This window comes from Lunatimonas lonarensis (genome assembly GCF_000390185.1).
Lineage (GTDB): Bacteria > Bacteroidota > Bacteroidia > Cytophagales > Cyclobacteriaceae > Lunatimonas > Lunatimonas lonarensis.
The window spans coordinates 101761-124843 of the sequence record NZ_AQHR01000110.1; the positions used below are offsets into that span (position 1 = coordinate 101761).

At 49.0% G+C, this 23083-nt stretch carries 19 protein-coding genes and 1 riboswitch; of the genes, 8 read left to right on the forward strand and 11 right to left on the reverse strand.

The genetic code is table 11. The features are described from left to right. Window positions 1-61 precede the first annotated feature (61 nt). Window positions 62-958: a TIGR01777 family oxidoreductase gene (locus ADIS_RS19705; protein ID WP_010856470.1), complete on the reverse strand. Its 897-nt coding sequence runs from the start codon at window positions 956-958 to the stop codon at window positions 62-64. Between the two features lie 159 nt (window positions 959-1117). Beyond that, window positions 1118-1220: riboswitch (Fluoride riboswitch) on the forward strand. Between the two features lie 50 nt (window positions 1221-1270). Here ADIS_RS19705 and ADIS_RS19710 point away from each other — a divergent pair. After that, window positions 1271-2572 carry a voltage-gated chloride channel family protein gene (locus ADIS_RS19710; protein WP_010856471.1) on the forward strand — a complete coding sequence of 434 codons (1302 nt, stop codon included), beginning with the start codon at window positions 1271-1273 and terminating at the stop codon, window positions 2570-2572. Between the two features lie 90 nt (window positions 2573-2662). Continuing rightward, window positions 2663-3640: a hypothetical protein gene (locus ADIS_RS19715; RefSeq protein ID WP_035807093.1), complete on the forward strand. Its 978-nt coding sequence runs from the start codon at window positions 2663-2665 to the stop codon at window positions 3638-3640. Between the two features lie 6 nt (window positions 3641-3646). On the opposite strand, the gene ADIS_RS19720 is transcribed toward ADIS_RS19715, so the two are convergent. Further along, window positions 3647-4459 carry an ion transporter gene (locus ADIS_RS19720; protein WP_010856474.1) on the reverse strand — a complete coding sequence of 271 codons (813 nt, stop codon included), beginning with the start codon at window positions 4457-4459 and terminating at the stop codon, window positions 3647-3649. Window positions 4460-4615: 156 nt separating this feature from the next. Then, window positions 4616-5467, reverse strand: a complete 852-nt coding sequence (locus ADIS_RS19725; RefSeq protein WP_010856475.1) for an endonuclease/exonuclease/phosphatase family protein — start codon at window positions 5465-5467, stop codon at window positions 4616-4618. 193 nt (window positions 5468-5660) lie between these two features. Here ADIS_RS19725 and ADIS_RS19730 point away from each other — a divergent pair, with 193 nt between their 5' ends. Next, window positions 5661-6791: an acyltransferase family protein gene (locus ADIS_RS19730; RefSeq protein WP_010856476.1), complete on the forward strand. Its 1131-nt coding sequence runs from the start codon at window positions 5661-5663 to the stop codon at window positions 6789-6791. Window positions 6792-7010: 219 nt separating this feature from the next. On the opposite strand, the gene ADIS_RS19735 is transcribed toward ADIS_RS19730, so the two are convergent. Genes ADIS_RS19735 through ADIS_RS19745 form a run of 3 tightly spaced genes read right to left on the reverse strand, consistent with a single transcriptional unit; the run spans window position 7011 to window position 9924 of the window. Then, complete coding sequence (locus ADIS_RS19735) at window positions 7011-7790, reverse strand: hypothetical protein (protein WP_010856477.1); 780 nt, start codon at window positions 7788-7790, stop codon at window positions 7011-7013. Window positions 7791-7845: 55 nt separating this feature from the next. After that, on the reverse strand, window positions 7846-8907 hold the full coding sequence (locus ADIS_RS19740) for an aminotransferase class I/II-fold pyridoxal phosphate-dependent enzyme (protein ID WP_010856478.1): 1062 nt from the start codon (window positions 8905-8907) through the stop codon (window positions 7846-7848). Between the two features lie 6 nt (window positions 8908-8913). Continuing rightward, window positions 8914-9924, reverse strand: a complete 1011-nt coding sequence (locus tag ADIS_RS19745) for a dipeptide epimerase (protein ID WP_010856479.1) — start codon at window positions 9922-9924, stop codon at window positions 8914-8916. A 179-nt stretch (window positions 9925-10103) separates the two neighbouring features. On the opposite strand from ADIS_RS19745, the gene ADIS_RS19750 reads away from it, so the two are divergent. After that, window positions 10104-12239, forward strand: a complete 2136-nt coding sequence (locus ADIS_RS19750) for a M3 family metallopeptidase (RefSeq protein ID WP_010856480.1) — start codon at window positions 10104-10106, stop codon at window positions 12237-12239. A 298-nt stretch (window positions 12240-12537) separates the two neighbouring features. Here the strand turns inward: ADIS_RS19750 and ADIS_RS23050 are convergent, their stop codons facing one another. After that, entirely contained in the window at window positions 12538-12750 is a 213-nt protein-coding gene (locus ADIS_RS23050) for a hypothetical protein (RefSeq protein WP_155907631.1), read from the reverse strand. Between the two features lie 431 nt (window positions 12751-13181). Here ADIS_RS23050 and ADIS_RS19760 point away from each other — a divergent pair, with 431 nt between their 5' ends. Further along, window positions 13182-14978, forward strand: a complete 1797-nt coding sequence (locus ADIS_RS19760) for an SLC13 family permease (protein ID WP_010856482.1) — start codon at window positions 13182-13184, stop codon at window positions 14976-14978. Window positions 14979-15083: 105 nt separating this feature from the next. Here ADIS_RS19760 and ADIS_RS19765 read toward each other — a convergent pair whose 3' ends face one another. From ADIS_RS19765 to radA, 4 genes are all read right to left on the reverse strand, one after another. Further along, window positions 15084-15293, reverse strand: a complete 210-nt coding sequence (locus ADIS_RS19765) for a hypothetical protein (protein ID WP_035807094.1) — start codon at window positions 15291-15293, stop codon at window positions 15084-15086. Window positions 15294-16051: 758 nt separating this feature from the next. Then, window positions 16052-16516 (reverse strand): IS200/IS605 family transposase, encoded by a 465-nt coding sequence (tnpA, locus tag ADIS_RS19775; protein WP_010856485.1) that lies wholly within the window; start codon window positions 16514-16516, stop codon window positions 16052-16054. A 599-nt stretch (window positions 16517-17115) separates the two neighbouring features. Next, complete coding sequence (locus ADIS_RS19785) at window positions 17116-19461, reverse strand: hypothetical protein (protein WP_155907633.1); 2346 nt, start codon at window positions 19459-19461, stop codon at window positions 17116-17118. Between the two features lie 45 nt (window positions 19462-19506). Continuing rightward, window positions 19507-20883: a DNA repair protein RadA gene (gene radA, locus ADIS_RS19790; protein WP_010856489.1), complete on the reverse strand. Its 1377-nt coding sequence runs from the start codon at window positions 20881-20883 to the stop codon at window positions 19507-19509. Between the two features lie 180 nt (window positions 20884-21063). Between radA and ADIS_RS19795 the strand changes: the two genes are divergently transcribed. From ADIS_RS19795 to ADIS_RS19805, 3 genes are all read left to right on the forward strand, one after another. Then, on the forward strand, window positions 21064-21513 hold the full coding sequence (locus tag ADIS_RS19795) for a DinB family protein (RefSeq protein ID WP_010856490.1): 450 nt from the start codon (window positions 21064-21066) through the stop codon (window positions 21511-21513). A 4-nt stretch (window positions 21514-21517) separates the two neighbouring features. After that, on the forward strand, window positions 21518-22378 hold the full coding sequence (locus ADIS_RS19800) for an N-acetylmuramoyl-L-alanine amidase-like domain-containing protein (protein WP_155907635.1): 861 nt from the start codon (window positions 21518-21520) through the stop codon (window positions 22376-22378). A gap of 396 nt (window positions 22379-22774) precedes the next feature. Further along, window positions 22775-22966 (forward strand): hypothetical protein, encoded by a 192-nt coding sequence (locus ADIS_RS19805; RefSeq protein WP_010856493.1) that lies wholly within the window; start codon window positions 22775-22777, stop codon window positions 22964-22966. Window positions 22967-23083: the final 117 nt, after the last annotated feature.

Here is a 23083-nt window from a genome sequence, read left to right on the forward strand (position 1 = left end):
TACCCGGCATTGCTGTGTCTCGCTACTCTTTGAGCCTTAAATTAACCCACCGTTCAGTGGTCTATGTCCTGTAAATGGCTGTCAGCGCATCCGTTAGGTCAGCGTACGTAAAGGCAAAGCCCGTAGATTCGATCTTTTCGCTGCTTACCCGGTTTCCGCCTGTCACCATTTGCGCCATCTCACCCAGTGCCAATTTTAAGGCGATGCCCGGGACTCCTATAGGCAAGAAGGGCTTTCCGGAGGCTTTGGCGGCGTGTTTGGTTAGTGCTTCGTTGGAAGCCGGCTGCGGACCCACCGCATTGTATACCCCAGAGGTGTCCGCATTTTCCAGTACGTGCAAAAACATCCGGGCCAGATCACTGATGTGTATCCAGCTCATATATTGCCGGCCATCACCCAAGGGGGCAGCTACAGGAGGCTTCAGCATTTCCTTGAGCGCACCGCCTTCGTTTGACAACACGATGCCAATGCGAAGAAGTACCGTTCGGATACCCAAGGTAGCTATTTTTTCAATTTCGCCTTCCCATTTTTTGACCACCGAGGCCAAAAAGTCAACACCCGGCCTATCATCTTCCCGCAGAAGGGCATCGCCTGTATCCAGTCCATAGTAGCCGATCGCACTGGCGGAGACGAAAGCTTTTGGCCTAGTTTGTAAAAGGGCCAGTTGGTCGTAAAGCAAGAGTGTGGAGAGAACCCTGCTCTGAAGTATCTCGCGCTTGCGGGCCTTGGTCCAGCGCTTTTCTGCTACCCCTGCACCGGCCAGGTGGATGACGGCATCGCACCAAGTCAAGGCCTCGGCATCCATCTCCTGTTTTTCAATATCCCAATAGAACGATTTCTGTGTATTGCTTTTTGGGTTCCTACTGAGCCAGGCCACTTCTTTGCCCTGCTGTTCCAATAGGCGGGTGATTTCCTTACCTACCAAACCGGATCCACCGGTGATCAATATTCTTTCCATGCTGCTCCTCCTGTTTTACCGTTTGATTTCATTATACCCCCTCATGGGAATTTTTGTTCAAAAACCGTGCGTTTCTACCCCTAAGTTAGTTTTTTCATCGCTTAACCTCGTGACTGATGGCAGTAAAAGGATACAAAAATGTGCTGCGTTTTCTATATTTGCCCATCGGGTGATGGGGTGCCACCCAAATATCAGGGACTTATCCGAAGTTTTCTGATTTTTTGAACCGCTTCGCAAGAATGCTGATGACTCCTACTTCAACTTCCTGGATGGGGATCCGGGTGACCTTTGGAAATACCTAACTAAATGACTATGTTGAAGAGGAATAAATTGTTTTTATCATTGCGGAAATTTGTTTATCGGGAATTCTCGCCCACATTTTACTTTACCGTTAAATGGCTATTGGTGGCTTCTGGCGTGGGCCTATTGGCCGGGTCGGCCTCCGCTATTTTCTTACTTTCCCTGAAATGGGCGACAGACTACCGGGAAGCAAATTTATGGATCATTGCCTTGCTGCCCTTGGGCGGCTTTTTGATCGGTTGGGTATACCATCGCTACGGAGAGTCGGTAGTGAAGGGAAACAACCAATTGCTGGAGGAGTTTTACAATCCGCTTAAGATCATTCCGCTGCGAATGGCACCGCTGGTTTTGTTCGGAACGGTAGCTACCCATTTCTTTGGGGGATCCGCCGGGCGTGAGGGAACCGCCGTTCAGATGGGCGGCGCGATAGCCGACCAGTTTACCAAGTGGTTTCGGCTGAAAGCCGAGGATCGCAAGGTATTGATCACCATGGGGGTGGCCGCGGGATTTGCTTCGGTATTTGGCACTCCCCTAGCTGGGGCGGTTTTTGCACTGGAATGGTTAATTGTGGGGCGTATTCGGTACGAATCGATCTTGCCGGCGTTTTTGGCGGCGTATGTTGCTGACTATGCCTGTGCGGTGCTTTGGATGGTGCCTCATACCCACTATGAAATTCCCTTGGTACCGGATCTCAACATGGTACACCTCCTTTGGATTTTGCCCGCAGGAATGGCTTTTGGCTTGGTCGGCAGGTTGTTTGCCAAGGCTACTCATTTTTGGAGTAGGCTTTTTTCCAAACATGTGTCCTATCCCCCACTGAGACCTGTTTTGGGGGGTATATTGATTGCACTTGTAGTTTTTCTGAGTGGAACCACCAAGTACATAGGATTGGGTGTTCCCACGATCGTGGAAGCTTTTTCGGAGGATTTACCTTGGTATGATTTCCTTGCGAAGATCGGAACCACCTCCCTAACCCTTGGGGCGGGTTTCAAAGGTGGGGAGGTCACGCCACTTTTTTATACAGGTGCTACCTTGGGCAATGCACTCTCCGGCTTGATTCCTCTTCCCGTAGCCTTATTGGCGGGCATGGGTTTTGTAGGAGTTTTCGCAGGTGCCACCAATACCCCGCTGGCCTGTACGCTCATGGGGATCGAGTTGTTTGGCGCTGAAAGTGGTGTATACGTCGGCTTGGCCTGTGTGCTTGCCTACCTATTTAGCGGTCACGCGGGGATATATAATTCCCAAATCGTAGGCTCGCCCAAGCACCACAGATTGATGCGCGTAAAGGGAAAGAACCTCGGAAAGCTTTCCTGAACAAGAATCTTACTGGGTTTTCGGAGCGGTAGAAACTACCACCTGTTTTGCAGCAAGGCTTTTTTGTTGGCAAATAAATCTGAACATTCCATGCCTAATACACTTCGGCCTTCTTCTATTCGTATTTTCATAGGCTTCCTGTTTTTATGGGTGGCCTTTGTCTCCTGTCGGTCTACCCGAACGGTGGAGAGAGACACAGAGGACTTTCAGCTGGCCTGCTATCGGCAAATGGATGGATTGGAGGCAAGACGTCCAAGGGAGTTTGTCAGCGATGATTTCTCGGATGGGGTACGGGATTTCTTTCATGCCAAGAGCCTGCTTATGGCTCATGCGCTTTACCTAACCAAGGCACTGGAACAATGGGTAGAGGCCGCTGATCAGGGCAAGGGAGAACTGGAACAGTTTATTCGGTACCAGGAAATTGTGAATAAGATTTCCTTGGCGGAGCTCGAAGTTTCATCGCTGAAAGCGGCTATCCATTGCGAAGAAGATAAGGTGGATCAGTTGGCATGGTACCTCGACCGGCTGCAGCGCACTACATCAAGCAGGAGGACAATCGCAGGCATACTGACCGACGCCTCTATTAGCCTAGTCTCGGCCGGCATTGTGTTGTGGGCTGCCAATGGCAATACCTTGCGTCAGCTACTGGGTGTGGGGGCCTCTCTGACACAAATTACCCTTAACCTAGTCAACCGAAAGGAAACCTTTGTTATTCGGCTTGATCACGAATTGAATATTCTCCAGGAGGTTTTTGCGGGTGAGGCGGATGAGTGGAGCCAAATAATTCCTCCATCGGTATGGTACTATCTTCATGCAGAAGAAACCAAGTTATACGAGGGGTCCATTCAGGAGAAGCTGCTCAATACTATCGAGCCCTACGAGGTCTCTGGGAACCTTTCACTTTTTCTATCAGACGGTGGTATTTACACGGCGGAAGAGCTTCAGGTGAGAAGTGCCATGCTAGATATACTGGCTTCTTACGTAGACCTGATGAAGCAGGATTTGCTTGCTTTCAGGCGCGAGGTTATGGAGTTTCGAAGGGGCTCTGAAGAGGAGAGGGATTCGTAGCTCCAATTAATCGAGAGGGTTGCCGCAAGACCTGCAATAGTTGGCATCAAGTTCATGATCCTGTACCTGGCAGTGGTGGCAGATCCTCCTTTTCATTGAGGCAATTGTTTTCTGCTTGGCAGCGGTAAGCTCAGAGGATACGATACCTGTAGGGACGGCGATAATTGCGTAGCCGGTGAGCATGATCAGGGAAGCGAGAAACTGACCAAACTCGGTTTCTGGCGCGATGTCTCCATATCCCACAGTGGTGAGCGTGACAATGGCCCAGTACATAGAGCGGGGGATGGAAGTAAACCCGTGGTCGGGACCTTCTACAATGTACATCAAAGAGCCCATCACCAATACGATTGTCAGTACAGAGCCCAAAAAGATCTGAATCTTTAAGCGGCTTTGCCTTAAGGCATTTTTCAAAATAACAGCTTCTTTGACGTATTCCGTTAGTTTCAAGATACGTAAAATACGGAGAAATCGAAGAGCCCGGATAACGGTAAGATACTGACTGGCAAAAAAGAACAGACTGATATAGGTGGGCAAAATGGCCAGTAGGTCCACCAGACCGTAAAATCCGAACACATAGCCTCGCTTGTCATAGCTTAGCCATATCCGAAGCACGTATTCTCCCGTGAAGACAAGGGTAAAAAACCATTCAGCGGCATACAAATAGCGGCCATATTGGTGGTGTATTTCACTTACCGAATCCAGCACCACGATGAATACGCTTAATAGGATGAATACCAACAAGAAGACATCAAAGCGTTTGGATGCTTTGTCGTCTGATTCAAAAACGATGTGGGCAAGGCGTTTCTTGGAGGGCAGCATTACATGTTTTTTTGGTTAAAGGTACATCGGTGCAGCTCCCGATGCAAGTTCCGGATCTGCGATTGGCAGGCCTTTTAAGGCAGTGAGGCTGGATCTAAAAAAAATCGCCACTGGCGTAGATGCAGTGGCGATTTTGGTCTTTTATAGCTTGTTTCTTTACCAATAGATCTCTGCCATTACCGGAAAATGATCTGATGGGTATCGGTTATGGTAGGTGTCGGTCAGGATACCGTAGCGCTTTACGCTGATCTTGTCGTTTACAAAGATGTGGTCGATGCGTTTGTCGGAGCTTTTGGTGTTGTCAAAACTGTTGAAGGTGCCGTTATTGGCATACCGGATCCGGGCTACATCGTGGGTATCTGAAAATCCCGGTGCGTCTCGCATCACCTTGTAGGGATCGGAGTCCTGGTCTACGTTGAAGTCACCTGTCACGATCACGGGGTTGGCGGGATCCGAGAGTTCTGCCACCTTTTCCAAGATCAGTTGGGCACTCTGCACCCGTGCCTCCCAGCCGCGGTGGTCGAAGTGGGTGTTGAAATGGAAGAACACATCTCCGGTTGCTTTGTCCTTGAACTTGGCCCAGGTAACAATTCGTGGCAAAGCGGCATCCCAGCCTTTGTTGGGTTTCGTGGTGTCTTCTGCCAACCAGAACGTTCCACCATCCAGCACGTCATACTTTCCGGCATGGTAGAAGATGCAGGAGTATTCTCCTTTCTCCGCGCCATCGTCCCTTCCCACACCCACGTAGGCAAAGCCCGGAAGCATGCGTTCAAGGTCTTTTACCTGCGAATGCAGGCCTTCCTGTATCCCAAAAATATCGAACTCATGAAATCGTATCAGGTCCACGGCAGCTTGGCGGCGGTTTTCCCAGGTGTCGGGATCATCGCCAGGATTGGCATACCGGATATTGAAGGTGGCGACTTTTAAGCTTACGGACTGCGCCTGCACCCCAAGGGCGAAGGCAAAAAGCCCCAAAAAAAGGAAGAAGGTTGATTTGATAAAGTTCATCTGGGTTTTGATTTGATTGCGTTTCAAAGATAGAGGATTCCGGTTAAGAACAAACCCGCCAGCGAGTAGGGAAATTGGAAAAAAATCAAGCTCCACTCATCCGGCCATTCGGTTTTCATTCCAGAAAATGTCGTAAATTTCCCATTATTCTTCTGTCAAAAATTTTTCCAAGATTTTCAATGACCCTACTTCTATGCGTCGACACGATCTGGACTGGCTGAGAGTGCTGGTTTTTGCCCTACTCATATTTTACCATGTGGGTATGTTTTTCGTGCCTTGGGGCTGGCATATCAAAAATAACGTCATTTATCCCGATGCTCGATGGCCCATGCTCTTTGTTAACCAATGGAGGTTACCCATTCTCTTTGTCATCTCCGGTATGGGAACCTATTTTGCGCTGGGTAAGCGATCGGGGGGACAGTTTGCTTGGGAACGTATCAAGCGGCTCCTGATACCATTAGCGATAGGCATGGCCTTCATCGTGCCGCCGCAGGTTTATTTTGAGCGATTGGCCAGAGGTCAGTTTAGTGGATCTTATTTGGATTTTTGGCCTTCTTATGCCTTCTTAGGAGTTTATCCAGAAGGTAATCTTTCCTGGCACCACCTGTGGTTTTTGCCCTATCTTTTGTTATTCTCCCTCATTTCCATTCCTTTGCTACTCTTTCTACGCAGCCACCCCCAATCAATTATAGTAAGGGCTACGCATCGGCTTGCCTCCACGCCCTATGGTTTGTTCGGGTTGGTGATTCCCTTATACCTTTGGGAGAGTTTTCTCGAACCCTTTTTCCCGTCTACCCACGCACTGATAGGCGATTGGTTCAATCTTGTCAACTACCTCACTTTTTTTCTGTATGGATTCTTGCTTATTTCAGTGAAGGAGGCCTTCTGGAAAACCACAATACAACATAGAAGGAATTTGCTCTACGTAGGTGTAATCATGTTTGGCATGATGGTAGCCTTGAGGCAACTGTTTGCTGACTCCACACTCGTTCACTTTATTGAAGCCGCATTTACGGTCATCAACCTCTGGGCTTGGATTTTGGTGCTTTTTGGCTATGCTGCCACCTATCTAAACCGAAAAAGCGAATTACTTTCCTATGCAAATGAAGCCGTTTACCCATTCTATATCCTGCATCAAACGATCACCATTGCCATCGGATATTACCTTATGGATTCACCGGCTGGCTTTTGGTCCAAATTTGCGATTATGTCGATAGGTACTTTCGGTATCGCCTGGTTGATCTACGAATTTGGAATAAGGCGCTGGAGTCTGATCCGACCACTGTTTGGTCTGAAGCCGCGCAGTGGAAGCGCACCGGCCTAGCTATGCAGGATAGTACTTGATAACATGGTTATTAATGGTTAATGCTGCCAAGATAAACAGGAACATCCAGAATACGAGTTTACAGCAATCGCTGCGCTAACCTACTTGATTTCTTTATAAACGATCCAGAAGTCCAAGTGCGAAAAAATACCCAGTATGGCGTCATTATTGAGAACCTGCCATCTGAAAACCAGCTATCGCAATCGTGTGCCTAAATACTTAAAGGGTGAGAAATAAGCCTAATACGGCAAAATGAACCAAGGTAAAGTTGTAGACATCCTCTACATTTGCACCTCCTTCCAACATACGGTACCCCAGCTTGATTTCCGTTTTTTGGGTGACTGGAATTCGGCTACCCAAAAAAACGTCAACCGCCCTTCCCGGACCGCCGGCCAATCCGTCGCCTTCGAGGTAAAACCTTACATTATTGTCCAAAGCATATTCACCGTAAAGATGCAGCAGCGGAACAAAACCTAGGTCATCCTTACGATCGGCTTTTCCCGCCTCGTTGTCCAACTGTACACTGGCGTCGCGGACTTTTGCCGTAAAGCCAATTCCCAGCCGCCATGGTCCCTCTACGTATACATCCCTTCTGTAGGTGAGCCGGTAGCTGTTAAATTGGTAAAAACCGGCAAGCTCCTCTCCCCGATCAAATACCGTTTGTTGGAATGCAATATCCCTAGGTGCAGTCCCTTCATAATTGATAAACAAGGGAGCGATCAAGCCAAAGAGATGGTTTCGGTCGTTCCAGCTATATCCTATGCGCAACCTGATGGGAACGATGGAACCAGCTACGGAAAAGTCTTCCTTGAAGCTGAACAAGGTTCCGGTTTCATTGGGAATACGTATGTCATTGTAACCGGTGAAAGGAACGCCCGTTTCGGCATCAATAGTCCATTGCGCATGGGCAATATGAGGAAAAGTAAGAGCAAGGAAAGCGAGTGCTACCCCAAAAATTATGGGCAGGTTGGAATGAGAATAGGCGGTGTTTGTTCCCATCGATCGACTTGGTTTTTCCTTTCAGATCCAAGATTCATGCCAGCCGTCTTTTGGATCAACTTTTCGCGAGAGAGTTTAACCGTGAGATAAGGTAATCGACATCCTCATCCAGGTGTGCTGCAGAAAGGACCACCCGATTGACGGGTGTGTCAGTTGGATCCGGATAGGCGAAGGAGGAAACCACGATACGGTGGCAGGCCAACGATTCCACCCAATGCTGTGGCGAAAATGTGACAACGGGAAACCCATCAGCGGTGTAGCAAAACGGGTTGGTCTCCAGCTCATTTGCTACCCTGTATACAACCTCTTCAAGACGGGTTCGCTGTCGATAATATAGAGATTGTCCCTGCAAAAAAGCATGTAAGGGCGCGGGGGCAGGAGGGGATGATGAACGGAAGATTCTGTTGTCCCGCATTCGTTTTATCCAGAGAGCATCGGCGAGCACGATGCCGGCAGGCAACCCAAGTGCCTTGCCCAATGAACCGCAAACCAACAAGGAGATTTGAGCTTTGTTCCATCTCCGGTAAGTGCCAAAGCAGCCCGGTCCTACGATACCAAACGCGTGACTATCGTCAATAAGCACCGTATATTCGTTCACCGGAGGCAGTTGCTCCAGCCAACCAAAATTATGTACCCTTGGTGCAAGCGGATCTACGGCATTGGCGACGATAGCTATACGCTGTCCAAGGAGGGTTTTTGCCCGATCTACGCACGAAGCTGCCCAACTATCAAACGATTGTCGGGAATCACCGGATTTTCCTCTAGGCAAGATAGCCGGGTGGGCATCCGGCGATACCCACCAAAGATCCGTGTGCGGGAGCATAGCATCCACGGCCAATTGACCGGAAAGGTATCCACTGCTAACCAGACAAGCATCCTCTGCTCCGGCTTGGTTACTGAAAAAATGTTCAAACGCGCCGTATACACCCAATTGGACATTGCTCCCTCTGCTTGAGCCGTGGTTTATACCGTGACGGTCAATTCCTTCCTTAACCAATGCAACGAACTCCGGCAAACTGCCCATACCCAAATAGGAAGTTCCCGCAAACTGCAAATAGCGTTTGCCATCCTGAAAAATTACGGGTTGAGCCCGGTCGGTTACGAGGCGAATCTGCATCTCGGATTAAATTAGCAAGGCACCTGTACCCGGTCTGTCGGGAAATTGAACCCCTTGCCGTGAAATTTTCACCCCGGTAGCGATGTCCTGTGCCAATAGCATAGCCCCATCCATATCCACGTAGTCGAGCTGCGGTGCGATATGGGCGATGGCCGATATGCCTACACTGGATTCGGTCATGCAGCCCACCATGGTCTTCATCCCCAATCGTTTTGCCTCTTGGATCATCCGGAGGCCGGGCGTAATGCCTCCTGCTTTGGTGAGTTTAACATTGATGCCGTGGAAGAGACCGGCACATTTCTTCACATCCGCTTCCACGATGCAGCTCTCATCGGCGATGACGGGCAGCGCGCTATACGCATACACCTCCTTCATGCCCTCCAGATCATCTTTTGCCAGGGGCTGCTCCATGAATTCCACGTTGAGCTGCTTGAGCTCCTGTGAGTAGTGAATAGCCTGCTCGGCCGTCCAGGCACAGTTGGCGTCGATGCGGAAGATAGCCTCTGTGTGTTTTCTCAGCTCGCGGACAATCTCCATGTCGTGGTTGGTACCCAGTTTGATCTTGTAGAGGGGCCAGGCAAATTCCCGCATCTTTTCTACCATCTTCTCTACCGAGGCAATGCCAATCGTAAAGTTGGTCAGAGGAATGGTACTCGGATGGAGCCCAAGGTGTTCGTAGAGCTTTTCCCCCCGCGTTTTGGTGTACAGGTCCCAGGCCGCCATGTCCAGCGCACATTGGGCAAAGGGATTTTCGGTAAAAATGGCCTTGGTCTTCTCCCACAGCAGGGGTGGATGTTGAATGGGTTCGTTTACGAGTATCTGTTGCGCCTCTTCCAAGCAAGCCGTCATATTCTCCACGGTAATCCCGTAAAAGGGGTTGGTCGTGGATTCCCCGAGGCCAAAGGCCTTTCCGTCCCAGAGGCGAACGATCAGCGTAGTTTGCACGTCCCGGCTTTGGTGGGCGATGGTAAAGGTATGCTTGAGCGGCAATTGCCGGACTAAAATCTCGATTTTCATAAGGCGAAGAATTACAAGTAGGGCATTTCCGAGCTGAAGTAGGGGCCGGGTTAGCGCGTATAAAGTTAATCCACAATCAAGCTTTAACCCAATATTCGGCCAGAATTTGAATGCACGGATGAGTCGGCAACCAAAAAGAGACAATTCGGGTTATCTTTACTAAAGCCAATTATAAACAGATGAAAAAGCTATTGATCGTATCCGCAGTGGCCACCACTTTATCGGTGGCGTGCAGTTCGGAAACCGAAAAAAAGTCCGATATGAATCCTTTCTTTGAGACCTATGATACCCCCTTTGGGGTGCCTCCCTTCGACCGAATAGAACCTGCTCATTTTGCGCCTGCGCTGCGGGAAGGCATACAGCGGCAGGAAGTAGAGGTAGCCGCCATCGTGAACAATGCCGAGGCACCCACCTTTTCCAATACCATAGAAGCCCTGGAGTATTCCGGTGAGCTGCTGAGTAAGGTGTCTCGAGTATTTTACAATATCAACGCCGCCAATACCAATGACGAGATCCAAGGCATAGCCCGGGAGATGGCTCCGGAGCTGTCCAAGCACAGCGACAACATCAGCCTCAACCAAGCCTTATTCCAGCGCGTGCGGACGGTATGGGAGGCGAGGGAGAGCCTTGACCTTACCCCAGAGCAACAGAAGCTGCTCGAAAAGACCTACAAGAGCTTCGTGCGCAGCGGGGCAAACGTAGCCGAGGAAAACAAAGACCGGCTTCGGGAGATCAACAGCCGCCTTTCTACCCTCACCCTTCAGTTTGGCCAGAATCTGCAGGCAGAAACCAACGCCTTTCAGTTGCTGATCGAGGATGAGACCGACCTGGCCGGCTTGCCCAACGAACTGATCGCCGCTGCGGCAGACGATGCCAAAGCCGCAGGTAACGAAGGCAAGTGGGTCTTTACCCTTCACAACCCCAGCATTATGCCCTTTCTGCAATACGCCGATAACCGCAACCTGCGCAGGCAAATCTGGGAAGCCTACAAGAACCGGGCGGATCAGGGCAACGAAAATGATAATAAGGCTATCCTAGTAGAAATCGCCAATCTGCGGCTGGAAAAGGCACAGATGCTGGGATACAATACCCATGCGGACTATGCATTGGAAGAGACCATGGCCAAAAATCCCGATAATGTGTACAAACTCTTGAATCAGCTTTGGACACCTGCCCTGGCCAAGGCCAAGGTAGAGCGGGACGAGATGCAGGCCATGATACAGGCCGAGGGCAAGGATTTTTCTTTACAGCCTTGGGACTGGCGCTACTACGAGGAGAAGCTGAGGAAGCAAAAGTTTGATCTGGACGAGCAGGAGGTAAAGCCCTATTTCGCACTGGACAAGGTACAGGAAGGGGTGTTTTTGGTGGTGGAAAAGCTCTTTGGGCTCACCTTTGAGTACCGACCCGAAGTGCCTGTTTACCATCCCGATGCCAAAGCCTATGAGGTAAAAGAGGCCGATGGTACCCATGTCGGCATTCTCTACATGGATTTTCACCCCAGAGCCTCTAAGCGGGGCGGCGCCTGGATGACTTCCTACCGCTCCCAAAAGACGGTAGACGGAGAGCGACTGGCACCGGTGATCTCCATCGTCTGCAATTTCTCCCGACCTGCCGGAGACGCTCCGGCACTATTGACCTTCGACGAGGTGACCACCTTTTTCCACGAGTTTGGTCATGCCCTCCATGGGTTGCTTTCCAATGTGCAGTACAGCAGCCTAGCAGGAACTTCCGTCCCCAGGGATTTTGTGGAGCTACCCTCTCAGGTGATGGAAAACTGGGCCACGGAACCGGAGGTGATGAAGCAATATGCATTTCACTATCAAACGGGTGAAGTCATTCCAGATACACTTATCGAGAAGCTCATCAGCAGTGGCACTTTCGGACAGGGATTCGGCACCACGGAATACCTAGCAGCGTCTTTGCTGGACTTGGATTACCATACACGAAAGGAACCTATTAAGGAGAATGCAACAGCCTTTGAGAAGCAATCGGTAGAGAACATGGGGTTGATATCCGAGATCATTCCCCGTTATCGAAGCACCTATTTCCAGCATATTTTCAGTGGAGGCTATTCGGCTGGTTATTACAGCTATATCTGGTCAGGGGTGTTGGATACCGATGCCTTCCAAGCCTTTAAGGAGACAGAGCTGTTCAATCCTGAAAAGGCACTGGCATTCCGAAAAGAGATCCTGGAGCGGGGTGGTACCGACGACCCCATGGAGATGTACGTACGTTTCCGCGGAGCCGAGCCAAAGATCGATGCCTTGCTGAAGAAGAGAGGTTTGGATGAAGCCAGCTTGGCGGTGACCAAGTAGGTTATATTTAAGTCTGAAGTAGCGAGCAGGACAGGATCGCCTGCTCGCTGACTTATTCGGTCGATCAGGACTAAAGGATCAATTAAGGGAAAGAGAACATTATTGATGCAATTTTTTTGATCTAAGATCCATAACGATGGAAATAGATGTAAACAGCATTGCAAACGTCAAAAACATTACTGTCTTTAAGTTGGCCCATCCGTTTATATAACCAAACCAACCTGCCAACACTAGAATTAGAATAAACAAAATTAGTCCTATTCTAATTTTTGAAAGATCTTTCATAACTAAAATTGTTTTATCTATAGAAACCCACTCCGTTACAACTTAAAACCGATGCATAGGATAAGCCAAATCCTATCGCCGATAATACAAGTGATGTCCCGCCAGTTGCGAGGGCAAGTCCTATACCTGCCGTAATTAAACCAGTAGTAGCAATCGCATTGTCATAGTTAGAGCATCTGTTGCCACCGACAATGCTTTCCATTTCGGTTACATTTAACTCTCTCATGATTATTTGGTTTTTAGATTTATAGGCACAAATTTACTGTTTCTCACTGAAAAAAAATTTCAGTGGTCAAGATTTTCGATAAATTTATGCTATACCAGTCTTTTATGAAGGCCTAATGAGGAATCGGTGACTATCTAGGTTTTTTCGTTCAATAAGTCTCTTTTGTGTGTACGCGCTCCAGTGTTTACCTAAAAGTATCTAGGGCTTGGCTGACATTATCCATTCTTAGCGTCTGATCACCATGTAGCGGAGAAACCTTACACCTAGATCTCTTTTACGGACAAACTCAGGATGCGCCAGATTTACCAACATTTTGGTGATTTATAGTCGATGTCAACATTGATCTGAACCAATCTCCCATTGTGACTTTTCATACGGACAATATCCGCAGCCATCTGGTACCTTTGGGGTTGTTTAACTAACTTATGGCGATGGAATTGGATATTCAGATCGTAATCGTATTGGCTATATTGGTGGCTACGGTTGTCATGATGGTTTTTGAGATATTACGCATCGATGTGGTTGCAATCATAACCATGCTAGCCTTGGGTTGGTCAGGTGTCTTGACCCCGGACGAAATGCTCAAGGGCTTTTCTTCCAACGCCGTGATTTCTATGCTGGCCGTGATGATCTTGGGTTATGGTGTCACAACTACAGGGGTGATGGAACGCTTCTCGGAGGCTGTGCTGAAGAAGGTTGGTAACGATAAAAACAAGATTATCGGTTTCCTCGGGCTTTCCGTAGGTACCCTATCTGCTTTTATGCAAAATATCGGAGCGGCGGCCCTTTTTTTGCCCGGCACGTTGGATATTTCCCGAAAGACAAAAATACCGGCCACCCAATTGATCATGCCCTTGGGTTTTGCCGCCATCTTGGGCGGATCGCTCACCATGGTTGGGTCGGGTCATTTAATCCTTATCAATGATCTGCTGAAAAATGCCTCCCTGGAGCCGTATGCCTTGTTTGCAGTTACCCCCATTGGTGGTATTTTGTTGATCGCTGGCATTGTTTACTTTTTTGTAATGGGCAGGTATGTATTACCCAAAGAGGGAAAAGGGGCAAAAAAGAAATCGGCTCAGGAAAAACTGATCGAGATGCTGCGCCTCCCCAACAACCTCTGGTATTTTTCGATACGAGAAGGCAGTACGCTAGTCGGCAAAACCACGGAGTCTTCCGGGATCTGGAAGGACTTTCGGCTAAATCTGATCGCACTGGCTCATGGAGAAGCCGTCGTATATGCACCGTGGCGGGAAACCTTGTTTGCTTCGGGACAGATAATCGCCTTATTAGGCTCGGAGAATGAAGCCAAACGACTTGCAGAGCAATATGGCCTACAGGAAGTTATCCAACCCAGTATCTTTAACAGACTCACCAAGCCAGATGAATCGGGATTTGCCGAAGTAATTGTCGGAACGGGATCCGAACTGATCGGGCAGACGCTAAGGGATTTTGCCTTTCGGCGAAAGTTTGCCATGGAGCCCTTGATTTTGTTCAATAACGGTGAGGAAATTAAGGGTGATTTTTCCGATCATCGCTTTCGAAAAGGCGATACCCTGATTGTATATGGCCTGTGGGATAATATACGAAGTCTGAAAAACAATGCCGACTTTGTTCTGGCAACCCCCATTGAAGTAGAACCCAAAAACCAATCAAAGGCACTGCCTGCGTTGGCAAGCTTTGCGTTTGGGATCGTGTTGACATTTCTGGGGGTACCCATTGCATTGGCGTTTCTGACCGGTGCCATGGCCATGATCCTATCGAGGGTTATTTCCATTCAGCAGGCCTACGATGCCATAGACTGGAAAGTAGTATTCCTCCTGGCTGGGTTGATTCCTTTGGGAATGGCCATGCAAAAATCCGGGGCCGCGTATTTTCTGGCCCAATACATCATGCAGGTGGTAGAAGGACAGCCGGTCTTGGTACTGTTGATAGCGATTACGATATTGAGTACAGTATTCTCTTTGTTTATGTCCAATGTGGGGGCAGTAGTCGTGTTGGCACCATTGGTGATCGGAATGGCAGAGATTGCCGGTTTAGATCCCAGACCCTTGGTGTTATTGGCAGCGGTTGGGGTTTCCAATTCCTTCCTTCTTCCCACCCATCAGGTAAATGCCCTGATGATATCGGCTGGAGGCTATCAAAATAAAGACTATATCAAGGCAGGAAGCGGACTAACCCTAATCTTTGTGGTGCTTACTGTGGCGGTGTTTTATTTATTCTACATCTGAACGGCTAGCTATAGGTTAGGCCCGTCTCTAAATTCACAGCAGAACCTTTTCCGTCACAAAACACTGCTAGCCTAGGAGCTCTATTCCGCCCCTAGGCATCACCGATCAATTTGACTGGTTTTTTTTAACCGGCAAATACCGGATCAGACCAATCAGAAAGCTGATGGAGGTGGCAGCGAAGGAGGAAAACACGATGAAATCCGGTGATTCGGAGGTGATGTGGTATCTATTCCCCAGCCACAGGATACATACGATGGACAAACAGAATCCCAACATCACGCTGTAGAATGCCAACCATCTTTGTCTATTTTGCATCTTTTTAGGGGTTTAAGCTAATCAATTGCAAATCAAACCGGACTCACTGAAATTTCATTTCAGTCAGCGATTTTTTTTCCCGGGGGATATGCCGCAAAAATGCTGAAGAGTTGGGGATGGAGGGTTATCATGGTGTCCAAATCTAAATTCCGTAAAACCATCCTCCGGCCTTTATACCACCCTTTCAGGGTTTTTGTCTATGTATCCCGTACGTTCCATAGAAATGCCATCCCTTCGGGATTGGGTTGTTGGGTGGTTTTTAATCGGCGTCCATATCGGGGGATTCCGGCAATGCCGGATAGCAACCCCATCGCAATCCAAATCACGCTCCCAATCCCGAAGGGATGATAGGATTATAGAAAAAACAATTCAAATTTCAGCAAACCCCGAAGGGGAGACAGAACGAATCCGCTCGGCTCCAACAGGTGTTTTTGGTCTGTATTCTGGGATTTAGGTACAATTCCCAATTCTTCCCAGAAGGCTATGTTTTGTTAGGTGGGTTAAAATGATTTTTCCGATTCCGGTGGCCTTAATACCACCCTTTCAGGGTTTTTATCTACGTACCCCGTATGTTCTATAGAAATGCCATCCCTTCGGGATTGGGGTTTCGTGTGGATTTCAATCCGTGTCAATATCGGCGGATTCTGGCAATGCCGGATAGCAACCCCATCGCAATCTAAATCAGGTTCCCAATCCCGAAGGGATGATAGGATTATAGAAAAACAATTCAAATTTCAGCAAACCCCGAAGGGGTGACATTATTGATCTATCCAATCAAACAAATATTTATCGTTGAATTGAATCTCAAATTTTTTAAGAAAACCAATGTATTCTTCTTTGAAGCTTTTCTTTTCATGGTGTTTCTCTTGGTTTGCAATGTATTGATAAACACGCTCGATCTGAGAGTGTCCATAGGAAAAAGCACCATAGCCCTCCTGCCATGAAAATTTACCCTTTACATACCCCTGCTCGTTGATATAATTGGAGGAATTGTTTTTTATATCCCGCACCAGATCGCATATGTTCATGGATGGTTTTAGGCCTACAAAAACGTGAATGTGGTCTGAAACGCCGTTTACAATGATTGGTTTTTGATTTTTGCCTTTAATAATCCCTGCGATATATTTGAACACCTCCTCACGCCAGGGCTTCTCTAATAGATTTTCACGTCTCCTCACTGCAAAGACGTATTGGATATAGATTTGTGAAAACGTGCCTACCATAATTTATAATTTTTAACCCAAAGGAGAAATCAGTTTATTGGAAATTAGAAACAGTAATTAATCAGCCCTAAAAGGGTGGAGAATGTGTCACCAATCCAGAGTTTCTGATTTGGGGATTTAACTTATTTTTGCGATAATTTGAGCTGCAAATCCTGATTCCAGTTACAAATCAAAAGGGGCTCACTGAAATTTCATTTCAGTCAGGGATTTTTTTCGCGGGGGTAATCCCAAAAAAACGTCTAACAAATGGGAATGGTGGGCTATCATGGTATCCAAATCTAAATTCCGTAAAACCGTCCTTTGGCCTTTATACCACCCCTTCGGGGTTTTTGTGGTCGTACATCGCTCGTTTTCTATCATACTGCCCATCCCTTCGGGATTGGGATACAGGAGGTATCCTAAAAACATCCAAACCAATCGGTTTTTGTAACGCCGGAAACGTGACCGCATCGCGATTCCTAATCCCGTAGGGGTGATATGATTATAGCAAAGAGGCAAAGGAATGTCGGCAAACCCCGAAGGGGTGATATTATTGATCCGCATATTCGGACAGATCCAATTAGAAATCCGACCTCGTATGTATACCTACCTGGCACACACTATACGGTAATGCCCAGCCATTCCTCCATCAACCACCTACAATTCAACACCTTTTCCTGCAAATCCCCCGGCACATAAAAATAATGGTTGGTGGCCTCGAAGCCGATTCGGGAGTCTTGCCGCTGAAGGGTATATAGCCGTTTTGCCAAACGAATTTCGTCCGCTAGGAGCTCCTTTAGAAAAAGCTTAGCCTGCGGATCTTTATCTTTTTCCCAATCCTCCCTTTTTTGGATAAACCTGCCCTGATTGGCCACTGATCGGTATAAAATGCCGACCGCCTCGGCAATCCGCATTTCTGCATTCAGCTCTTCAACTGTCCCTTGATCCAAGGCCATCCCCTCCGTCCTGCTCGTCAACTCCCGCAGGGACTCCTCAAAACCCTCGGCTACCTTGTAAAGCTGTTGAATAAATACATCCGGCGGATAAATGCCCCGCCATTTTTCTAAATCATCGTACCCTAAGCCCACCATAGTCGCCGAATAACCCGTAGGCTGAGCCCATAGCAGATTGGCCGGCCCGGAGTGTACCGGTGCATTGTATACGACACCAATATGATAGGGAAACTCCCGAAATGCTGCGCTAAAGCCATACCAGGCATCCACCATCGCTTCGGCAGCTGGGCCATACCTTCTCTCGGCAACCTGCTGCATGGCCTCGCGAACTGAGAGGCTTGCATCACTGCCCACCACGGAGACTACTTCGAGATTGGGGGAGCCGGGGTAGCCACCGAGGGTCCAGCCGGTCATCAGCCCTTTGATGCCCGCATCTCGTAAATTTACGGCATGCTGCGCCACATTTTCCAAGGCCGGAACGTAAGGCAGGCCCCCACATTCCCAAGTTGTACCCGCCTGTATCTTGGCAAAACTCTCCAAACCATGCTGCTGCGCAATCTCCCAATGGCGTTTGGCTCGGGGCCCGGGACCAACGGCCGAGATGGAATATTCTCCCACGCTGGTCTGTACCCCTCCCCGCTCTATGGGCAGGTCCCATTCGCTCACACTCATCAAGGCCGTCTGCTCGGGCAACTGAGGCACAATGCCCGCAGCCCATCCGTCACGCCAGCCCCAGTCCCAAGCAATCAATCTTGGGCCGGAACCCTGGAAGTGGGCATTTACCTTTTTCCGATGCGCCTCAAGACCTTTTTGGATACCGGTAGCATAGAGCGTATTCAGTTCGGCTATGACCGCTTCCGGTCCCCTTGGACCACAACGCGGGCAGTCCATGCCCTGAAAATGCGACCAGCAGTGGGTAGGGTTTTCAGAGGCGGTGATGGAAAAAAAACCGGCGACATCCGGCACCTTCTCCACCACACGAGCGATGGAATCCACAATATAGGCCTGCACTTCTGGCACACTGGTGCACAGCGCAGCACTATCTCCCCGCGTAACGCCTCTGAAGGACGGGTAGGCTTTATAAAACGAAAGAGGTTGGTACCTCGGCTCGTTCAGGTAAAGATACATGCCAATGCCCTGCTGCTTGCACGTGGCAACCAAGCGGGCCAGGTGATCCAACCGCTGTCCCCAGCCTTTGCTAAGGGCAGCGTTCCAGGGGAAGGGGGTAATCTTACTCAACACGATGTGCAGCCATGTTCCATCCAAGCCGGAGGCAGTCATGCGCTGCAGGTAGCCTTCCGGAAAGGGATCTACCGTGCCATCGGCGAGGGGATCCCCAAACAGCGTAAAATATCCATACCCGTATCGGGGTGAAAACCCCGAGGAAAGTGGTTGCACGGTTGTGGATGGCTTGGCGGAGAGTTTCGACACAAACTCAAACAGGTTTTCGTCCGCCTCGTTTTCTACATCGCCAAAGGTCTCCGCGCAAATCGTACGGATTTGTTGAAACCTCTCCACCTCCTGCGGTTTGATAGGCCGCCACTTCAACGGTGGACAATCGGGCTTTAGGCTGCCCAGTTTGATATACAAAAAGTCATCCTCCTGAAGGGCAAATTCCAAGTGATCTGAGGTCCAGCCAAGTAATTCGGTCAATTGTTCCTTGGGAAGCAGGTGCCAGTTTCTACGTATAATTGTGATATAGCTGCGATTCCACTGTTCTTGCGAAACAGGCTTATACATAGGTAGGCCCATCGCTCCGGCGCAGGACAGCAAGTCTGCTTCTGAGCAGCCTAGTACCACCTTCATTCTTTCCAGCGGCACCAGGTTCCAGTTTCTCCATATGAAAGCAAAAATGGGGTGGGGAAAGTGGGGGAAGGCAACCGGGGGATTTGCGACAGCCGACGGATCGGATACAGAAAAGGGCAATGCAGGCAGTAGGGCACCTGAGGTTAGCAAGGCCGAAGCGCCCAAAAAGGCTCTGCGGGAACGGTCAAAAGGCAGTTTCGAATCCATGGTATCTTGGGTTGACGGTCATTGATTGGATCGTTGGCGACTGATCTAGGAAAACAGCTTAGCGTACATTTCGTCCAGTTTCGTTAGCGGAATAACCTCTATATCGTATTTGGTGGCACTAAGGCCTTTGATGGCGTATTTGGATACCATGATCTTTTTAAATCCCAGCTTGGCAGCCTCAGCGATGCGGCTTTCTACCCGGTTGATGGCACGGATCTCTCCCCCCAACCCTACCTCACCTGCAAAGCATATGGAAGGATCTACGGGAGTATCCTCGTAGGAGGATATCAACGAAGCGCAAACGGCCAGGTCCAAGCCGGGGTCGTCTACCCGAAGACCTCCGGCAATGTTGAGAAACACATCCTGTTGGCCCAAGCGCATGCCGCCCCGTTTTTCCAATACGGCCAGCAGCATATTGAGCCGCTTGGCATCGTGCCCCGTGGAGCTACGTTGGGGGGTGCCGTAGGTGGCCGGACTGACGAGTGACTGGATTTCAATAAGCAAGGGACGGTTTCCTTCCAGCATGGCCCCAATGGCCACACCGTTTGACTGTTCTTCCCGCTGGGTCATCAGGATCTCCGAGGGGTTGGTCACGGTGCGCAGGCCATCCGCATGCATCTCGTAGATACCCAGCTCATTGGTGGAACCAAAGCGGTTTTTGGAGGTGCGCAGTATGCGGTAGCTCAGGTGCCGGTCTCCTTCAAACTGCAACACCGTATCCACCATGTGTTCTAGTACTTTTGGCCCTGCGATGGTGCCGTCCTTGGTGATATGGCCAATCAGAAATACAGGCGTACCGGTTTCTTTTGCAAACTTCATGATCTCAGCAGTACATTCCCGTACTTGGCTTACCGAACCGGCGGCGGATTCCACGTGCTGGCTGTGCAGGGTCTGTATGGAGTCGATGATCAGCAGGTCTGGGTTTAGCGCCTCCACCTGCTGGAAGATCTGCTGGGTATTGGTTTCCGCTAAGAGATAACAATTGTCCGAATGGGCTTCCATTCGCTCTGCACGCATTTTTATCTGCATCTCGCTTTCCTCGCCCGAAACATACAATACCTTAATTTGATTTAGCATCAGGGCAATCTGCAGCAGCAGTGTGGACTTGCCGATACCTGGCTCCCCGCCGATCAAAATCAGGGAACCAGGCACAATGCCCGATCCCAACACCCGATCCAGCTCCGTATCTCCGGTCACTAGGCGGGGCTGTTCCTCAAACCGAATATCCTGTAGCTTCCGGGGCACTGCGGCCTTTTTGGTAGCAGCCTGTCCCGTCTTCCAGGTGCCCCGGCCGGTTTCTTCCTTTTGGACGATTTCCTCCACGTAGGTATTCCACTGCCCACAGGATGGGCATTTTCCAAGCCATTTGGGACTTTGTGCGCCACAGTTTTGACAGAAAAAAGTCGTTTTTACTTTTGCCATAGATTTTGTTGGTTCAAGGTAGCCGGCTCAATCTCAGTAAGCTGGCAAAAATGAAGTCGAAGATAGGTTTAAAGATACAAGGAAAGATTAATATATTGGGTTTCAATTACGCGAAGTGCCGCACTCAGGGCGTAGTGATAACAGCACTATACAAGACGGCTACTAAAAAATGTGGCTAAAATGGAATCCATGTTCAAAGACCGATTTTATTACACGCACAAAGCCAATCAGCTAGTGTTAACCGCCATGTTGGCGCATCGGGATGCACTTCCGGACAAGGCATTTGGGCTGTTTAATCATATCGTCAATGCCCATCAAATTTGGAATTCCCGGATAAATCCTGTTCAGCAGCCATTTGGCGTGTGGGCGCGGCGGGAGTTGGATGGGGAGTCACAGAAAGACAGGGACAATTATGCCTTTACGATTACTCTTTTGGAAACCATGGACCTCGAAAGTAGTGTGAGCTATACCAATTCGAGTGGGAAAGCGTTTGAAAACCAAATAGCAGATATTCTTTTCCATATCGTAAACCACTCCACCTACCATCGGGGACAGATCGCCACCCTCTTTCGGGAAAGTGGTCTACAGCCGGTGGCGACCGACTACATCATGCTAAAACGAGGCAACTAGAACCATGCAAATAATTCGCGTTTTATCGATTATTTTCTTCCTCCTAGTATTTGCTGTTCCCGCACAGACACAGACAGTGTGCACACTCGAAAGCCGAGAGCGGCTGGAATTGTTAATGGAGCGTTTGGATGAAAATACGATGCCGAACAAAAGCATGAATGAGCTGTTGGTGGAGATTGGAAGTTGGTTTATGGGCACACCCTATGTGGAAAAAACCTTGGAACTGCCCGGCGCGGAACGTTTGGTGGTGAACCTGATCGGCCTGGACTGTACTACGTATCTGGAAACGGTACTCGCTTTGGCCCGCGTGGCTAAACAGGGCAACCTGGGTATGGTGTCCTATGAAAAGGAACTTGAACGTATCCGCTATCGGGATGGAATACTGGGAGAATACCCCTCGCGTCTGCATTATTTTACCGACTGGATCTACCAGAACGAGCAAAAGGGTCTAGTGAAGGACATCACCCAGTCCATCGGGGGACAACCCTACGAAAACAAACCCACCTTTATGTCCTCCAAACCCAAATTATACGCCCAGCTAAGCCGGCTGGACTACGTGGAAGCGCTGGCCAAAGCAGAACAGGCAATAGGTTCGCGTAGTTATTTCTATATTCCCAAATCCGACATACACCGGTACGAAAGCCAGATCAAATCCGGGGACATGATTGCCATCACCACCACCATCCCCAATCTGGATGTGGTACATGTGGGCTTTGCCCTGGAAAAGGGCGGCCGTATCCACCTGATGCATGCGAGCCTTAACTCCAGGGAGGTGGAGATCTCGGAAAAACCACTGCAGGATTATCTGATGGGAAATAAGTCCCAGTCTGGTATAATGGTTTGTAGGGCAGTTGATTTAGATTGAAAAGAACCTTCTGTGACCCCCTCCAAGAGGGTCCCAAGCGATTTCTTTCGCAGTACATAAGCTTAGCTAGGGATTTTGCCGTGTCGGGCTTTAATCCCCTAATGCACCATAAAGGTACAGGCGAGAAATGACAAGCAGCTTGGGAGTAAGCGAACGTCCTGCCAAACAATGCCGAGGAATAGTGCTACCAAGGCTATAACGCCAAAGGCTATTCTCAAAAGATGAAGCGTTTTCATGTCGAATACCCAAGGTTCGAAACAAATATATTGAAGCTCATCGGGCAATAAAAATCTTTGAAACTTTTCCCCCCACTGAAATTTTTTTTCAGTGGTGACTGATATTTTTGCACTATTATATGTCTTTGATCCATTTTGCAACGTTCTTCGGCAGACTACTATGAAAGCTTTCCGAATCTTCACTGTCTCCTATTATTTGTTGATTACCTGTGTTGTCCTGTTAACCCTAAACCTGCTGCTGGGCCTGTTTGCTGTACCCGCTGCGTTGTTTCCCTTGCTACTCATATTGCTCACAATTATGTTTGTAGCGGATGCCTATTTTCAGGGCAGGATCCGAAAAGGGACGTACTAGGTGTCTCGCTCTTCCCTGGAATTCTTGACGACCATTCTAATCGGTGGCCTATCCATAGTCTTAAAAACCAAGATGCGTTGGTTTTTGATTTAACCTGTTTCTTTCAGAATACATGAC

What these genes read in the sequence shown, in the direction of transcription:
- ADIS_RS19705 (WP_010856470.1), bottom strand. Translation starts at nt 958, where the DNA reads ATGGAAAGAATATTGATCACCGGTGGATCCGGTTTGGTAGGTAAGGAA.
- ADIS_RS19710 (WP_010856471.1), top strand. Translation starts at nt 1,271, where the DNA reads ATGTTGAAGAGGAATAAATTGTTTTTATCATTGCGGAAATTTGTTTAT.
- ADIS_RS19715 (WP_035807093.1), top strand. Translation starts at nt 2,663, where the DNA reads ATGCCTAATACACTTCGGCCTTCTTCTATTCGTATTTTCATAGGCTTC.
- ADIS_RS19720 (WP_010856474.1), bottom strand. Translation starts at nt 4,459, where the DNA reads ATGCTGCCCTCCAAGAAACGCCTTGCCCACATCGTTTTTGAATCAGAC.
- ADIS_RS19725 (WP_010856475.1), bottom strand. Translation starts at nt 5,467, where the DNA reads ATGAACTTTATCAAATCAACCTTCTTCCTTTTTTTGGGGCTTTTTGCC.
- ADIS_RS19730 (WP_010856476.1), top strand. Translation starts at nt 5,661, where the DNA reads ATGCGTCGACACGATCTGGACTGGCTGAGAGTGCTGGTTTTTGCCCTA.
- ADIS_RS19735 (WP_010856477.1), bottom strand. Translation starts at nt 7,790, where the DNA reads ATGGGAACAAACACCGCCTATTCTCATTCCAACCTGCCCATAATTTTT.
- ADIS_RS19740 (WP_010856478.1), bottom strand. Translation starts at nt 8,907, where the DNA reads ATGCAGATTCGCCTCGTAACCGACCGGGCTCAACCCGTAATTTTTCAG.
- ADIS_RS19745 (WP_010856479.1), bottom strand. Translation starts at nt 9,924, where the DNA reads ATGAAAATCGAGATTTTAGTCCGGCAATTGCCGCTCAAGCATACCTTT.
- ADIS_RS19750 (WP_010856480.1), top strand. Translation starts at nt 10,104, where the DNA reads ATGAAAAAGCTATTGATCGTATCCGCAGTGGCCACCACTTTATCGGTG.
- ADIS_RS23050 (WP_155907631.1), bottom strand. Translation starts at nt 12,750, where the DNA reads ATGAGAGAGTTAAATGTAACCGAAATGGAAAGCATTGTCGGTGGCAAC.
- ADIS_RS19760 (WP_010856482.1), top strand. Translation starts at nt 13,182, where the DNA reads ATGGAATTGGATATTCAGATCGTAATCGTATTGGCTATATTGGTGGCT.
- ADIS_RS19765 (WP_035807094.1), bottom strand. Translation starts at nt 15,293, where the DNA reads ATGCAAAATAGACAAAGATGGTTGGCATTCTACAGCGTGATGTTGGGA.
- tnpA (WP_010856485.1), bottom strand. Translation starts at nt 16,516, where the DNA reads ATGGTAGGCACGTTTTCACAAATCTATATCCAATACGTCTTTGCAGTG.
- ADIS_RS19785 (WP_155907633.1), bottom strand. Translation starts at nt 19,461, where the DNA reads ATGGATTCGAAACTGCCTTTTGACCGTTCCCGCAGAGCCTTTTTGGGC.
- radA (WP_010856489.1), bottom strand. Translation starts at nt 20,883, where the DNA reads ATGGCAAAAGTAAAAACGACTTTTTTCTGTCAAAACTGTGGCGCACAA.
- ADIS_RS19795 (WP_010856490.1), top strand. Translation starts at nt 21,064, where the DNA reads ATGGAATCCATGTTCAAAGACCGATTTTATTACACGCACAAAGCCAAT.
- ADIS_RS19800 (WP_155907635.1), top strand. Translation starts at nt 21,518, where the DNA reads ATGCAAATAATTCGCGTTTTATCGATTATTTTCTTCCTCCTAGTATTT.
- ADIS_RS19805 (WP_010856493.1), top strand. Translation starts at nt 22,775, where the DNA reads ATGAAAGCTTTCCGAATCTTCACTGTCTCCTATTATTTGTTGATTACC.